This window comes from Variovorax sp. Root473 (assembly GCF_001426505.1).
GTDB lineage: Bacteria > Pseudomonadota > Gammaproteobacteria > Burkholderiales > Burkholderiaceae_C > Variovorax.
In genome coordinates this window covers 1360642-1374726 of record NZ_LMEV01000017.1, presented here as the reverse complement: position 1 = coordinate 1374726, position 14085 = coordinate 1360642, and the positions used below count along the sequence as shown (strand labels likewise).

The following is a 14085-nucleotide window of genomic DNA, read 5'->3' as shown; positions in this document are numbered from 1 at the left end:
TCAGCGCGGTCGCTGCGGGCTCGGGCCCTTGCCGGGCGCCACGTTGCGTGCGAACGCAGCCGACAGCAGCAACGCCAGCAAGGCGCCCGGCGCCACCACGCGGCCGATGGACGACAGCGCCGGAATGTCCGAGATCGCGATCAGTCCGAACGACACCACCGTCGTGAGGTTGGCCAGCATCAGCGAGGCCAGCGTGTCTTCGTCGGCACGCCCGGTCGTGCGCAGCTGGTCGAAGAACAGCGCGTAGTTCGAGCCCACGGCGACGATCAGCAACAGCCCCACAAGGTGCAGGATGCCGAGCGCGGCCTGCGCCAGGGCCATGCCGCCCAGCGTGAGCACCACCGCGAACAGCAGCGGCTGGCACACGGCCAGCAGACGGCGCCACGAACGCAGGTACACGCCCAGCAGCACCACCACTGCCAGCGCACCCAGCAGCACCTGCACGAAGGCCTCATGCAGATAGCGCTTGTAGAGGCCGCCGAGTTCGCGTCCGACGTCCACCACCTGCACCTCGGGCAGGCCGGCCAGCGCAGCTTCGAGGCGCCCCTGGTCGAAGCCCGGACCGGGATGCAGCACGACCAGCGTGGACCAGCCACCACCCGGCCGCTCGTACATCAGCGTGTTGACCACGGAACCCAGCGGACCGCCCATGAGGTCGGCGCGCTGCACGGGCGCCTGCGTGCGCGCGGCCTCCACGTCGGTCACGAAGGCGCCGAGCCGGGACGCCGGCAGCGGCAGGCCCTTGGTCGCCTCAGCCAGGTTGGCGCGCAGCGTGTCGGCATCGGGCAGGCTGGCCAGGCGCGCGGTCTGCGCCGCCACGCTCGGCAGCACGCGGGTCACCGTCTCGTAGCCGCTGAGCTCGCCCTTGTCGACCAGCGCATCGAGGCGCGCGGCCGCGGCCTCGGTGTGACGCAGCGCAGCCTGTTCGTCGTCGCCGAAGGCCACCACGAGCACGCCGCCGTCGCTGGCGCCGATGTCCTTGCGCAGCATCTCGTCGAGCTGCTGGGCCGAGCGCGGCACCGGGCTCATCGCGCTCAGGTCGGCGCGCCACAGATGGCCGCCCTGCCACAGCACCAGCGCCAGCGCCGCCACACCGAGCGCCGCCAACGGCCAGCGCAGGCGCGGCAGGCCGCGCACCAACAGGCCCGCCAGCCTCGCCATGTGCCGGCGCATGCCCATGCCGGTCGCGCCATCGGGCGCCAGCACCGGCAGCACGTAGCGCGTGGCCAACGCGGCGGACACGAGCCCCGCGATCGAGAACACCCCCAGTTGCGCCAGCCCCGGGAAGCCCGAGAACACCAGCGCCGCAAAGCCGCACACAGACGTCAGCAGGCCGAGCCTCACCGTGGGCCAATGCACCTCGCGCCAGCGCTGCCAGCCGGTGCCGGCCATGGCCGCACCGCGCGCCTGGATCAGGTAGTAGATGGCGTAGTCGACCGTCTCGCCGATCAGCGTGCTGCCGAAGCCCAGTGTGAGCCCGTGCACCGAGCCGAACACCAGGCTGACCGATGCCGTGCCGACGACCACGCCCGTGGCCACCGGCAGGAAGGCGATGACGAGCGCGCGCGGCGAGGCAAAAGCCAGCAGCAGCAGCACGCTCATCACGATGCCGCCGACCACTGCAAGATGGATGGCTTCGGTCTTGATCTTTTCGCGGCTCATCACCGAGAACACGGGCGGTCCGCTCAGCAGCAGCTTGGGAGTGGCTTCACCCATGCTGCGCACGGCGGCTTCATAGGCGGCCTGCACGCGCGCGATGGCGAGGGCCTGCGCATCCAGGTCGCCACCCGCCGCACGCGTGGTGGCGATCATGAGCGCACGCGGCGCATCGCGCGACATCCACACGCCGCCCTCGCTGCGCGGCGCGCTTGCCGGCACCAGTTCCATTGCGACGCGCTGGGTCTCGCCGGTCGGGTCGCGGTCGAGCAACGGCTTGATCGCGTTGCCAGCCGGTGTGCCGAGCATCGACAGCGTGTCGATGATGGCGTCGCGCAACCCGGCCACCGTGAACTGCCCCGGCATCACGCCGGGCGACAGCTGGTAGCGGTGCTCGAACACCCAGGTGCCGGCCTCGCTCCAGTCGCTCACGTCGCCGTTCTGCACCAGGTCGAAGAGCTTGCTGTCGCGCATCGCCTTGCCGACAGCGCGAGAGACTTCGGCGCGCTGTTCGACGCTGCCCCCCTCGAAACCCAGCATCAGCGTGCGCGAGGCGATGCCGCTTTGCAGCTGCTCGATCAGCACGCGCTGGCGCAGGTCCGGGCTCTTGGGAAGAAAAGCCGACAGGTCGGCGCCGATCTGCGTGCGCGCGATGACGACCGCGCCCAGGCCCACGACCAGCAGCCATGCCAGCAGGACGACGATGCGGCGCGACCACCCCGGCGGGCCGCCCGCCTGCGCCAGATTCACGGCGTCGCGCGCCGGGGAGCGCCGGCCGGCACCGCCGACGGCGGCGAGTTGGGCGAGATGTTCATGACCGATCGGTCGCCGCCCACGAACTCCATCTCCAACCCCAGCACCTCACCGCCGCGGCCGGTGATGCGCATGCTGCGCACCTGCGCCGCCAGCCGGCTGTCATTGGGGACCAGGTCGAGCGTCCATTGGTTGGCAACGCCCGTCACCGTGCTCTTGAAATAGCGCTGCAGCGTGGTGCCGTCGCCGGTCAGGGTGCCGCGCATGGCTTCGACCAGCCCCAGCAGCTCGGGCATGCTGTCCAGCGCCAGCGTGCGATTGCGGTTGCCGCGCGACAAGGTCAGCGTGTTGCCATCAACCGCCATCGTTTCGATGCGCGGCGAGAGCGTGCGGCGCACCAGCTTGTCGGGCGCCTCGAAGCTCAACGTGCCACTCGCGTCGAGCGGGCCTTCCAGGCCGTGCACGAAGCGTTGTTCGGTAAAGCGCGCTTCGCCGCTCTTCTGCCTGGACAGCAGGCCCATCAACTCAGGCAGGTCGAACGCCGCCCAGGCCGGCGCGGCGCAGAAAGCCACGGCGAGCACCAACACCCTGCAAAGCCAATCAAGCCGCATCTTCGAGCCAGAAATCATGAAAGTTGAACCAGTTGTACGGGTAGGCGCGGCACAGCGCCTCGAGGCGGGCCACATAGGCTTCGACGGCGCTTCGGATGCGGCGTTCACGCTCCGCGGCATCGGCGAACGGCGTGCCGAAATCGGCCAGCGGATCGAACCGGACATCGTAGCGGTCACCGCCGCCATACATGCCGGCCATGAAGAACACCTTGCGGCGCAACAGCGCCGCAAGCCGGAACGGGCCGTCGTTGAAGACCGCCGGCTGCCCCAGGAAAGGCAGCACGATGTTGTTGCCGCGCTGGTTCGCCGGCTGTTCCTCGCTGCCCGGCAGCGTGCGGTCGGCGAGCATGCCGCCGAGGCCGCCGCCATCGAGCCAGTCGCGCAGCGCGAGCATCGAATGCGGCCGTCCCAGCGAGATCACGTGCGGCCGCATCTCGGGCAGCGCGATCGCATTCAGGATGGCGGTGATGCGCTGCGCGTTGTCGGGATACATCAGCATCGCCAGCCGCATGCGGTTCTGGTGCGCCTGCTGCCTGCAGGCACCGAGCACCTCGAAGCTGCCGATGTGCGCGCCGAGCAAGAAAGCACCCCGCCCTTCGGCCGCCTCGGCCTCGACGGGTTCGTTGCCTTCGATCTTCACCTTGAACAGGTCCATGCGCCCGCGCAGAAAGTACACGCGATCGAGCACCGTCGAAGAAAACGCGTGCAGCAAGCGGTAGCCGTCGATCCAGCCCGCACGCGGACCGATGGCGCGAAACAGGTAGCGTTTGATATAGCGGCGCGGCGCCGGCGCAAACAGCAGGAAGTACAGGCTGATCGGCGGCAGCAGCAGCCGCGTGACATGGCGCCCGCACACCAGCGCCATCAGGCAGATGAAGCGCAGCGCCAGCATGTTGCTGCGCTCGGGCGCGCGCGCCCAGTCGCCCTGCTGGGCCGCCGGGCGGGCGGTCTGCCGCGCCGCTTCGTCCACGGCGCGCGTTTCGGCGTCGGTGTGCTTCATCCCGCCGACTCTGGCACAGCCGTCCAGCGGCCGGTGACAGCCACCACGCCGTCGCAGCGCACGTCGAAGCGCACGCCGCGGCCTGTGCCGGCCTCCGGCTGCAGCGCGATGGAGAGCGTACTGCCAGGGCGCACGGGCGCGAGGAACTTGGCCGCCGCGAGCGTCGGGCTCGGGCCGAGCCGCGCCGACAAGGCCGGCACGCGCCGCACGACCTCCATGACTTCGGCCAGCAGCAACGCGCCGGGCACCAGCGGCTGACCGGGGAAATGGCCGGCAAAGGCCGGATGGTCGACCGGCACCGTGTGCGCCATCTGCACCGACGTCTGGTCGTCGGCCAGCTGGGCCAGCGCAAATTCGCGCAGCGCCCGCACCGTGAGCTTGCCCGTGCCTTCACGCGGAAAGGCCTTGACCTGCACCACGCGGCGCGGCACGAACACGGGCTCCAGGCGTTGCCGCAATGCAGCAATGATGTCGGTTGCCGACAGCGTGGGCGCGACCACGAACGCGACCGGCCGCACCACGCCGTCGGCCACTTCGTCGGGCAGCCAGAAGGCGCCGTCCTCGACGCCGGCAATGCTGTTGAGGTGATAGTTCAGGTGCGCCAGCGAGCTGCGTCGGCCAGCGACGTGGATCAGGTCGTTGGCGCGGCCGAACAGCCGAAAGCGGCGCGCATCGAGCAGTTCGAGCACGTCGGCCATTGGCGTCGGTTCAGGGATGAAGTCGCCGCTGAAGATGAAGCGCTCGGGGCCATCGCCCTCCCCCGGCTCGGCGTGCACGCGGATCTCGCCGAAGGTTTCCCAAATCTCGCTGTCGGTCGTGCGGCGCGTGGCCACCTGGCCCGACTCGGTGCTGCCGTAGATTTCGAGCAGCACCCCGCCCAGCGCCTGCTCGGCCTGCGCAGCCAGTTGCGGCGACAGCGGCGCGGTGGCCGACAGGATCAGGTCGACCGGCGGCAACTCGATGCCCGACAGCAGCAGCGTCTTCAGGTGGAACGGCGTGGTCACCAGCGCGCGCGGGCGCGGCACCGAGGCCAGCGCCTTCGCGACGTCGGCCGGGAAGAACGGTCGCCCGGTTTCGAAGGCCGCGCCGCCGAGCATCGCGAGCAGCACCGACGATTCGAGCCCGTAGCTGTGCTGCACCGGTACGGTCGCGACCAGCGTGAGCCCTTCGAGCGTGGGCCGCTGCAGCACACGGCACAGCCGCTCGACCGCAACCTCGACATCGCCGACCAGCGTGCGCCAGGCTTTCGCGTGCGGCTGCGGCACCCCGGTGGAGCCCGACGTGAGCAGGCTGGCCGCATGCCGGCCGCCGTCGATGGCGGGCACCGGCGCATCGGCCGCCGGACCCGGAACGGGTTCGACCGGCAGACGCTGCATGCCGGGTGTTTCGAGCCCGATGTCGTCGGTCAGCGCAAACAGGTGCGGGCCGCCGGTTTCGGTCAGGCGTGCCAGCGTGTCGGGCCGCGCGTCGGGCGGCAGCAGGCTGGCATGGCCGCGCACCAGCGCGGCGCCCAGGCTGACGGCGAAGGCGTAGCGGTCGAGGCACAGGTTGACGGCCGGACCTTCCGCGGGCAGCACGGGCGCCAGGCGCGCGACATCGGCCAGGAACTGGCGCGTGCTGACCGGTTGGCCGCCACGCCACGCCAGCGGGGCGTCGGGGTTGCGGTCCGCGAGCAGCGGCAGAAAAGAGGAAGAAGCGGTGTCGGTCGTCACGCGGGCTGCCTGCACCTGTTTCATCGGCCGCCGGCGCCGTTGTCCACCGTCGAGGTGCCATAGAACGCGCGCACCGCATCGACGAGCCGCGTGCGTTCGAATTCGGGATGCAGGCGGTAGCGCACGAGGTGCTCGCCCACGAACAGCAGCGCCACGCTCAGTGGCGACAGCACGTTGGCCAGCAGCGACCAGGCCGAGAACGACATCGTCAGGTAGACCACGATCGATGACACGACCACCACGGCGAAGTACACCGTCCAGATCTGCGTCAGGTGCGTGGTGTACGACAGCATGTGCCCCTTCAGCGGGTGCACGCGCTGCGCGAACTGGGTGATCAGCGGTAAGCCCTTGCCGCGCAGCGTCGAGCCAAACCAGCCGCAGAGCGCGCCATTGATGCCGATGTGCTGCAGCACATACAGGCGATTGGTGTCGCCCGCCTCACCGAGAAAGACGAGCGAGAAGCCGCCGATGCCCAGCGCTGCCGCAACGGCCAGGCCCCAGCGGCCGAACCAGCTGGCGGCGCAGCCCATGGCCGCGATCCACAGCGGCCCGAGCAACACCACCACGGCCCACGGCTCGGTGGCGTGGAACAGCGTCATCCAGTGGGAGAGGCCGGCATACGTGACCCCCACCAGCAGCAGGAGGACGAGTCGCCATCGAGACATGGATCAGGTGGCGCTGCGGTGCTCGGCGACGTGGGCCGCCAGCGTACGCAGCGACTGGAAAATCTGCTGGTTGCGCTCGTCGTCCGAACGCAGCTGGAAACCGTAGCGGCGCGAAACTTCGAGCGCGACTTCGAGGATGTCGATGGAGTCGAGGCCCAGGCCTTCGCCGTACAGCGGGTCGGTGGGAACGATCTCTTCAGGCGCGACCTCGAGATTGAGCGCGTTCACGAGCAGCACAGCCAGCTCTTTTTCGATCGGCGACTGTTCGGATGCATCGCCAGTGGCGGGAATGGGGGGCTGAGCAGTCGATGACAAAAAAACCTCCTGAACTTTTTTCCTGGACGACCGTGCGGGGTCGTGAATTATAGGAGTGGCTCTTGATTAGACTGCGCGCTTCGATACGACCCGGAGCACCCCATGGCCGACCCCCTTCTGATCGCACGCCACGACACCATCGAGTGCGCCCTGCTGCCCGGCCTGGCCAACCGCCACGGCCTCATCACCGGCGCCACTGGCACCGGCAAGACCGTCTCGCTGCAGACCATTGCCGAGCAGCTGTCGAACATCGGTGTGCCGGTGTTCATGGCCGACGTCAAGGGCGACCTGACCGGCATCAGCCAGAAAGGCAGCGTCGGCGAGAAACTGGCCGCCACGCTCAAGGAACGCGGCATCGACGTGCCCGAGCCGGCCGCCTGCCCCGTCACGCTGTGGGACGTGTTCGGCGAACAAGGCCACCCGGTGCGCGCCACAGTGTCCGACATGGGCCCGCTGCTGCTGGGCCGCATGCTCGACGTGAACGAAACCCAGGCCGGCGTGCTGAACCTGGTGTTCAAGATCGCCGACGACAGCGGCATGCTGCTGCTCGACCTGAAAGACCTGCGCGCCATGCTGCAGCACGTGGGCGAGAACGCGAGCCAGTTCACCACCGAGTACGGCAACATCAGCGCCGCCAGCGTGGGGGCGATCCAGCGCGGCCTGCTGCAGATCGAGACCCAGGGTGGCGACAAGTTCTTCGGCGAGCCGATGCTCAACATCTCCGACTTCATGCAGACGGTCGGCGGCAAGGGGGTGGTGAACATCCTGGCGGCCGACAAGCTCATGAACTCGCCGCGCCTGTACGCCACCTTTTTGCTGTGGATGCTGTCGGAGCTGTTCGAGCAACTGCCCGAAATCGGCGACCCCGAGCAGCCGAAGCTGGCCTTCTTCTTCGACGAGGCCCACCTGCTGTTCAACGAGGCGCCCAAGGCGCTGGTCGAACGCATCGAGCTCGTGGTGCGGCTGGTGCGCTCCAAGGGCGTCGGCGTGTATTTCGTCACCCAAAACCCGCTCGACATTCCCGACTCGGTGCTGGCCCAACTGGGCAACCGCGTGCAGCACGCGCTGCGCGCCTTCACGCCGCGCGACCAGAAGGCCGTCAAGGCCGCCGCCAGCACCATGCGCCAGAAGCCCGGCCTCGACATCGAGACCGCCATCACCGAACTCGCCGTGGGCGAAGCGCTGGTCAGCTTCCTGGACGCCAAGGGCCGCCCGAGCGTCACCGAGCGCGTGTACGTGCTGCCGCCGGGCAGCCAGCTCGGCCCGATCACGCCCGACCAGCGCAAGGCGCTCATCGCAGGCTCGCTGGTGGCCGGCGTGTACGAGAAGACGGCCGACCGCGAATCGGCCTACGAAAAGCTCAAGGGCCGCGCCGAGAGCGCGCCCGATGCACCGGCCGCCGGCGCCAAGGGCGGGACCGCCGCGGAAGAATCGTCCGGCATGGGCGGCATGCTCAACGACATGCTCTTCGGCAGCACCGGCCCACGTGGCGGCAAGCGCGACGGCCTCGTGCAGACGATGGCCAAGTCGGCGGTTCGCACCATGGGCACGTCGGTCGGCAAGGAGATCCTGCGCGGCGTGCTGGGCGGGATCTTCGGCAGCAAGAAGCGCTGAAGGCCCGCCAGCGTTACCAGCGCAGCAGGCGCGGCCCCAGTGCCGCGCCCAGCAGCACCGGCACGGCGATCCCGCTCACGTACCAGACGGCCAGGAACGGCGCCGTGAGTTCGGCGCAGTGCAGCGCATAGACCGCGGCGCCGATGCCGCCGGCCAGCGCGCCGGCTGCGGCACCCGCCAGGGCAGGCCGCGTCGGCGCCCATCCCCGCAGCGCCACGAACGTGGCCGCGAACACGGGCAGCGCCATCAAGCCGATGCTCAACGCGCAGATGCGCCACGACTGCCCCATCAGCGACGGCATGCGCTCTTCGGCCGGCAGCGAAATCCAGGCGAACGCCGCCAGCCCCCAGATTCCGAGCACCGGCAGGACCCCGCCCCACCACGCGTGCCGCACGCGCACGCCGGGCCGCGCCAGCCGCTGCAGCGTCACGAAGGCGGCCGCCGCGATGCACAGCGGAAACAGCACCTTGACCCAGAACATCGGCCAGAACATCGCCTGCACCAGGTCGCGCCGCAGCCCGTACTCGGCGAGCAGGATCACGAAGGACAGCGGCAGCGCCGCGAGCACCGCCCACCCGATGCGCCCGCTGGCGCTGCGCCGCGGCACGGCCACGTCGCCGGTGGCCAGCAGGTCGACGAGGTCGTCCGTCTTCATGACGTCGCGCCTCCGAATTTCGCGGCCAGGGCCTTCAGGCCCCGGTGGATGCCGACCTTCACGGCCGACTCCGACATGCCCGTGAGGCTGGCGGTCTCGGCCACCGACAGGCCTTCGATCTTCACGTGCACGATCGGCAGCCGCTGGCGTTCGGGCAGGGTCTGCAGCAGTCCACCGAGGTCGCGCTTCGCATCGCTGGCGTCGGTGGCGGAATCGGCGAACACGGCCAGGTCGTCGTCCAGCGGGTCATGCAGGTCGTCGCGGACCGACTTGGCGCGCAGCAGGTCGATCATCTTGTAGCGTGCAATCGCATGCACCCAGGCCGTCAACGGCTGGTCGCTCTGGTACGTATGGCGCTGGTTGTGCATGGCGAGCAGGCATTCCTGGACAAGGTCTTCCACGTCATCGGGCCAGCCGAAGAGGCGCTTGCCCAGAAAGGCGCGCAGGTGCGCGCTGAGTCGCTGCAGGAACTCGCGGTACGCGCCGGCGTCGCCGTCGAGCCCGCGAAGGAACAGGCTGCGCAGCGCCGCTTCTGCGTCGCCCCATTCCGTTCTGCGTCCTACAGTGGTTCGTGCCATCCGGCGGGCCGGTTACAGCCGTTGTCAAAAAAGATTGCAAGCGATTGTGCCCGCCCCGGCGGGGGGCTCCGCTAAGCTGCGCCGATGCTGGCCGGACTCGTCTCGCACCCCTGGGCCTACCCGGCGCTGGAAGCGGTGCACATCGTGGGCATTGCGCTGCTGTTCGGCGGCCTGCTGGTGTTCGAGCTGCGCGCGCTCGGCCTGGGCCGCGAGTTGCCGGCGCCGCTGCTGGCCCGCCTCACGCTGCGGCCGGCCCTCGTCGGTTTCGGACTGTGCGCCGTCACCGGACTCACCATGTTCTCCGGCCAGCCCGACGAACTGCTGGCGAACAACGCCTTCCGCGTCAAACTGGGCCTGATCGCACTGGCCGGCGCCAATGCGGCGCTCTTTCAATTGCGTGGCGGCGCCGCCGCCATCGACCGCTTCGGCCAGGCGCAATGCCTTCTTTCGCTGGGGTTTTGGCTCGCTGTCATCATCTGCGGGCGCTGGATTGCCTATGTCTGACCAAGGAGAACGCGATGCTGCATCGACGCATGTTCGTGGCCGGTTCGATTGGCCTGGTCCTGCCCGCCTGGGCCCACCACGGCTGGAGCAGTTTTGACCAGGAGCGCCCGCTGTACCTGGAAGGCCGCGCCACCAAGGTGAGCTGGCGCAATCCGCACGGCGAGCTGGAGATCGAGCTGCCCGAAAACCCCGCGCTGCCGCCCGACCTGAAGCAGCGCGCGTTGCCCAGGCAGAGCGCGTCGGTGGACGGCGCCGCGCTGCTGGCGAAGGCGCAACTGCCGACGCGGCGCGATCGCAAGTGGCAGGTCGAACTGGCTCCGCTCACGCGGCTGCAGGCCTGGAGCGTCGAGGAGATCAAGCCCGGCACGCCGGTCGCGGTGCTCGGCTTCACTTTCACCGGCGAAAAAGGCGACGCGGTGTTGCGCGCCGAGTACCTGTTCGTGCACGGCAAGACCTACGGCCTGCGCTCGTCGCCCACCTGAACGCCAGTGCGCGAAAGTGCGGCCAGGCCGCGCGAGCCCTCGCTTGCCAGCCGCACAAGTGCTCGGTACATTGCATTTTTTGAGGGCTCCCAATGTCCGTAGATAGCACCGCGATCCCTTCCGCATTGCCGGCTGGCCCGGCACCCCACCCTGCGCTGCATCCCTCCACGTCGACAGGCCACATCCGCCTGACCTCGCATGCCGGCGGTTTCGGCGCCCTGCCCATCCAGTGGGGCGCGACCACCGCCACCGAGCGCGGGCCCGTGGTCGGCACCACCACCAAGCGCGCGCACCGCAACGTCATCGGCACGCACAGCGGCTCGTACAGCGTGTACCGCGCGCTCGCCGTGGCGGCCGGCGCCCTGAAGCGCGAGCACAAGGCCGACCTCACCAACACCGCGCCCACCGATGTCATCGGCCCCTATCCGCAATGGAGCGAGCCCGGGCGCATCGTCTCGCTCGACCCCTGGGGTGCGCTGGTGGCCGATGTGTTCTCCACCGAACTCGCGGCCGGCTACGACATCCGCCCGACCATCGCAATCACCAAGGCGCATGTGATCCTGCCCGAGGTGATCGAGGCGCTGCAAAGCGGCCGCCTCAAGGCCGACGGCCACTTCCTCACCACGGGCGGCGCGGCCATGGTGACCAAGGCGGCCATCGAACCCGTGTGGTACCTGCCCGAGGTGGCGCGCCGCTTCGGCTGCTCCGAGACCGACCTGCGCCGCACGCTCTTCGAGGAAACCGGCGGCATGTACCCCGAGCTGGTCACGCGCTCCGACCTGGAGGTGTTCCTGCCACCCATCGGCGGGCAGACGCTCTACATCTTCGGCAACCCGCGCGACCTGGCCAATCGCGACGTCGAACTTACCGCCCGCATCCACGACGAGTGCAACGGCTCCGACGTGTTCGGCTCCGACATCTGCACCTGCCGCCCCTACCTCACGCACGCCATCGAGGAATGCATCCAGGGCGCCCAGCGCGGCGGCGTGGGCCTCATCGCCTACTCGCGCAAGGAAGGCCGCGCGCTCGGCGAAGTGACCAAGTTCCTCGTCTACAACGCCCGCAAGCGCCAGGTCGGCGGCGACACGGCCGACCAGTATTTCGCGCGCACCGAGTGCGTGGCCGGCGTGCAGGACATGCGTTTCCAGGAGCTGATGCCCGACGTCTTCCACTGGCTGGGCATCAAGAAGATCCACCGCCTCGTGTCGATGAGCAACATGAAGTTCGACGCGATCACCGGCTCGGGCATCGAGATCGGCGAGCGCGTGAACATTCCCGACGCACTGATCCCGGCCGACGCCCGCGTCGAGATGGACGCCAAGATGGCGGCCGGCTACTTCACCCCCGGCCCCGTGCCGGACGCAGAGGAACTGAAAAAGGCCAAGGGCCGGGGACTGAGCGAATGAGCCGAAGCACCGACGACATCCACCTGCCCGCCGACGGTTCCGGCAGCCTGCGCCCCGGCGGCGCGGGCGATGTCGATCCGTCGATTGAGTTCGCGCCCGACACCGCCCACCCGGCCGGCGCCGCCAGCCTGCTGCGCACCACCGCCGCCATCCGCCAGCGCGCCGGCGCCCTGCTGGCGCGCGCGCGGCGCGACGAATCGCAGTGGTTCCGCATCGGCAGCGACGACGCGCTCGAAGACGCGGCGCGCACCGTGGCCGAGGTCACGCGCGAGCGCTACCCCTGGGACACCATCCCGTACCACAGCCGCTGGCGCCACTTCGAGGCCGGCGGCGTCGACCGCCGCCAGCAACTCGACGCGCTGCTCGGCAAGGGCATCGACGCCCGCCAGCGCGCCCGCGCCCACATCGACCTCGTGCTCGTGAGCGTGCTGCTCGACGCGGGTGCCGGCCCCACCTGGCACTACACCGAATCGGCCACCGGCCAGCGCTTCACACGCTCCGAAGGCCTGGGCGTGGCGTGCTTCCATGCGTTCACGAGCGGGCTTTTCTCGTCCGACCCCGACCATCCGCTGCAGGTCGACGCGGCGGGCCTGCGTGGCCTCGTGACCGACCGGCTGGGCGACGCCTTCCAGGTGAGCGACGTCAATCCGCTGGTCGGCCTGGCCGGGCGCGCCGTGCTGCTGCGCCGGCTCGGCGAAGCGATGAGCGAGCAGCCCGAGACCTTCGGCGATGACGGCCGGCCCGCCGGAATGTTCGACGCGCTCGTGGCGCCCTTCGGCGCTGCCTCGCCGCCCACGGCCGAGATCACCGCACACCAGATCCTGTCGCTGCTGCTCGAGACCCTCTCGCACATCTGGCCCGCGGCCAATGCCATCGACAGCCTGGCAGCCGATGGCAGCGACAAACTGGGCGGCACCGGCGACCCGGCTTTTGCGCTGGGCGACTGCTGGCGCCACAGCGCCGTGCGCGGCCCCGGGCTCACCAATGGCTGGATGCCGTTCCACAAGCTGTCACAGTGGCTCACGTATTCGCTGCTCGAACCTTTCGAGTGGGCCGGGGTGAAGGTGCGCCAGCTCGACGCGCTCACCGCCCTGCCCGAGTACCGCAACGGCGGCCTGCTGATCGACAGCGGCGTGATCGTGCCGCGCGAGGCGGCGTTTCTCACCCGCCGCTGGAAAGCAGGCGACGAATTCATCGTCGAATGGCGCGCCCTCACCGTGGCGCTGCTCGACGAGATCGCGCCGCGCGTGCGCAAGGTGCTCGACCGCACCGAGGAAGAACTGCCCCTGGCCTGCGTGCTCGAAGGCGGCACCTGGGCCGCGGGCCGGGTGCTGGCACAGCGCTTGCGAGACGGTGCACCACCGCTGCTGATCGAGAGCGACGGCACCGTCTTCTAGGCTTTCAGTCTTTTAGACTCTCCTGTTTTTCCGCAACGGCACACCAAAAGAAGACTCCAATGAGCAACGTCCACCTCGTCGACCACCCCCTCGTCCAGCACAAGCTCACGCTGATGCGCCGCAAGGACGCCTCCACCAACAGCTTCCGCCGGCTCCTGAACGAAATCAGCATGCTGATGGCCTACGAGGTCACGCGCGACATGCCGATGCAGGACATCGAGGTCGAGACCCCGCTGGAGACCATGCAGGCCAAGGTCATCGACGGCAAGAAGGTGGTGCTGGTGTCGATCCTGCGCGCCGGCACCGGCATCCTGGACGGCATGCTCACGGTGGTGCCGGGCGCACGCGTCGGCCACATCGGCCTGTACCGCGACCCCAAGACGCTCACGGCCGTCGAGTACTACTTCAAGATGCCCGGCGAGATGGACAGCCGCGACGTGATCGTGGTCGACCCCATGCTGGCCACCGGCAACTCGGCCGTGGCCGCGGTCGAGCGCCTGAAGGAACTCAACCCCAAGTCGATCAAGTTCGTCTGCCTGCTGACATGCCCCGAAGGCATCAAGACGATGCAGGCCGCGCACCCGGACGTGCCAATCTACACCGCCGCCATCGACCGCGAGCTGGACAGCCACGGCTACATCCTGCCGGGCCTGGGCGACGCCGGCGACCGCATCTTCGGCACGAAGTAGGCTCGCCCCCAGGCTTCGCGCACTTCGTGTCGCTTCGCCAACCCCCTA

Annotated in this window: 14 protein-coding genes; 6 read left to right on the top strand and 8 right to left on the bottom strand. The window is 69.4% G+C overall.

All coding sequences use genetic code 11. The features are described 5' to 3' along the window. The 6 genes from ASD34_RS19805 to ASD34_RS19780 are packed head-to-tail and all read right to left on the bottom strand — an operon-like array spanning position 1 to position 6712. On the bottom strand, positions 1 to 2406 hold the full coding sequence (locus ASD34_RS19805; RefSeq protein ID WP_056580712.1) for an MMPL family transporter: 2406 nt from the start codon (positions 2404 to 2406) through the stop codon (positions 1 to 3). Beyond that, positions 2403 to 2981: an outer membrane lipoprotein carrier protein LolA gene (locus ASD34_RS19800; RefSeq protein ID WP_235510134.1), complete on the bottom strand. Its 579-nt coding sequence runs from the start codon at positions 2979 to 2981 to the stop codon at positions 2403 to 2405. Before ASD34_RS19800 ends, ASD34_RS19805 begins: the two co-directional genes overlap by 4 nt. Before the next feature lie 28 nt (positions 2982 to 3009). Continuing rightward, the gene (locus tag ASD34_RS19795) at positions 3010 to 4020 is read right to left on the bottom strand and encodes a hypothetical protein (protein WP_056580706.1); all 1011 of its coding nucleotides are present in this window, start codon (positions 4018 to 4020) and stop codon (positions 3010 to 3012) included. Continuing rightward, positions 4017 to 5732, bottom strand: coding sequence for an AMP-binding protein (locus ASD34_RS19790; RefSeq protein WP_235510131.1), 1716 nt, complete (start codon positions 5730 to 5732; stop codon positions 4017 to 4019). The genes ASD34_RS19795 and ASD34_RS19790 overlap by 4 nt, the downstream gene beginning before the upstream one ends. Positions 5733 to 5752: 20 nt before the next feature. After that, positions 5753 to 6397, bottom strand: a complete 645-nt coding sequence (locus tag ASD34_RS19785; RefSeq protein WP_056580701.1) for a hypothetical protein — start codon at positions 6395 to 6397, stop codon at positions 5753 to 5755. 3 nt (positions 6398 to 6400) lie between these two features. Next, positions 6401 to 6712 (bottom strand): phosphopantetheine-binding protein, encoded by a 312-nt coding sequence (locus ASD34_RS19780; protein ID WP_056580697.1) that lies wholly within the window; start codon positions 6710 to 6712, stop codon positions 6401 to 6403. 102 nt (positions 6713 to 6814) lie between these two features. On the opposite strand from ASD34_RS19780, the gene ASD34_RS19775 reads away from it, so the two are divergent. After that, positions 6815 to 8326, top strand: coding sequence for a helicase HerA-like C-terminal domain-containing protein (locus tag ASD34_RS19775; RefSeq protein WP_056580694.1), 1512 nt, complete (start codon positions 6815 to 6817; stop codon positions 8324 to 8326). A gap of 13 nt (positions 8327 to 8339) precedes the next feature. Here the strand turns inward: ASD34_RS19775 and ASD34_RS19770 are convergent, their stop codons facing one another. Together ASD34_RS19770 and ASD34_RS19765 are read right to left on the bottom strand one after the other, a co-directional pair. Then, the gene (locus ASD34_RS19770; protein ID WP_056580692.1) at positions 8340 to 8981 is read right to left on the bottom strand and encodes a DUF1109 domain-containing protein; all 642 of its coding nucleotides are present in this window, start codon (positions 8979 to 8981) and stop codon (positions 8340 to 8342) included. After that, positions 8978 to 9559 (bottom strand): sigma-70 family RNA polymerase sigma factor, encoded by a 582-nt coding sequence (locus ASD34_RS19765; protein WP_056580689.1) that lies wholly within the window; start codon positions 9557 to 9559, stop codon positions 8978 to 8980. The genes ASD34_RS19770 and ASD34_RS19765 overlap by 4 nt, the downstream gene beginning before the upstream one ends. Before the next feature lie 84 nt (positions 9560 to 9643). On the opposite strand from ASD34_RS19765, the gene ASD34_RS19760 reads away from it, so the two are divergent. The 5 genes from ASD34_RS19760 to upp all read left to right on the top strand — a co-directional run bounded on the left by ASD34_RS19760 (position 9644) and on the right by upp (position 14037). Then, positions 9644 to 10063 (top strand): hypothetical protein, encoded by a 420-nt coding sequence (locus ASD34_RS19760; protein WP_056580688.1) that lies wholly within the window; start codon positions 9644 to 9646, stop codon positions 10061 to 10063. Between the two features lie 14 nt (positions 10064 to 10077). Beyond that, complete coding sequence (locus ASD34_RS19755; protein WP_056580685.1) at positions 10078 to 10545, top strand: DUF6152 family protein; 468 nt, start codon at positions 10078 to 10080, stop codon at positions 10543 to 10545. Between the two features lie 92 nt (positions 10546 to 10637). Then, a complete protein-coding gene (locus ASD34_RS19750; protein ID WP_056580682.1) occupies positions 10638 to 11951 on the top strand; it encodes a GTP cyclohydrolase II in 1314 nt (437 codons plus the stop codon). Beyond that, positions 11948 to 13348, top strand: coding sequence for a URC4/urg3 family protein (locus tag ASD34_RS19745; protein ID WP_056580679.1), 1401 nt, complete (start codon positions 11948 to 11950; stop codon positions 13346 to 13348). Before ASD34_RS19750 ends, ASD34_RS19745 begins: the two co-directional genes overlap by 4 nt. Before the next feature lie 59 nt (positions 13349 to 13407). Then, a complete protein-coding gene (gene upp / locus ASD34_RS19740) occupies positions 13408 to 14037 on the top strand; it encodes a uracil phosphoribosyltransferase (protein WP_056580676.1) in 630 nt (209 codons plus the stop codon). The last annotated feature ends 48 nt before the right edge of the window (positions 14038 to 14085 follow it).

Bases quoted from the DNA above. Each gene is read 5' to 3' on its own strand.
- ASD34_RS19795 (WP_056580706.1), bottom strand. From the start codon at position 4,020: ATGAAGCACACCGACGCCGAAACGCGCGCCGTGGACGAAGCGGCGCGG.
- ASD34_RS19785 (WP_056580701.1), bottom strand. From the start codon at position 6,397: ATGTCTCGATGGCGACTCGTCCTCCTGCTGCTGGTGGGGGTCACGTAT.
- ASD34_RS19775 (WP_056580694.1), top strand. From the start codon at position 6,815: ATGGCCGACCCCCTTCTGATCGCACGCCACGACACCATCGAGTGCGCC.
- ASD34_RS19770 (WP_056580692.1), bottom strand. From the start codon at position 8,981: ATGAAGACGGACGACCTCGTCGACCTGCTGGCCACCGGCGACGTGGCC.
- ASD34_RS19765 (WP_056580689.1), bottom strand. From the start codon at position 9,559: ATGGCACGAACCACTGTAGGACGCAGAACGGAATGGGGCGACGCAGAA.
- ASD34_RS19760 (WP_056580688.1), top strand. From the start codon at position 9,644: ATGCTGGCCGGACTCGTCTCGCACCCCTGGGCCTACCCGGCGCTGGAA.
- ASD34_RS19755 (WP_056580685.1), top strand. From the start codon at position 10,078: ATGCTGCATCGACGCATGTTCGTGGCCGGTTCGATTGGCCTGGTCCTG.
- ASD34_RS19750 (WP_056580682.1), top strand. From the start codon at position 10,638: ATGTCCGTAGATAGCACCGCGATCCCTTCCGCATTGCCGGCTGGCCCG.
- ASD34_RS19745 (WP_056580679.1), top strand. From the start codon at position 11,948: ATGAGCCGAAGCACCGACGACATCCACCTGCCCGCCGACGGTTCCGGC.
- upp (WP_056580676.1), top strand. From the start codon at position 13,408: ATGAGCAACGTCCACCTCGTCGACCACCCCCTCGTCCAGCACAAGCTC.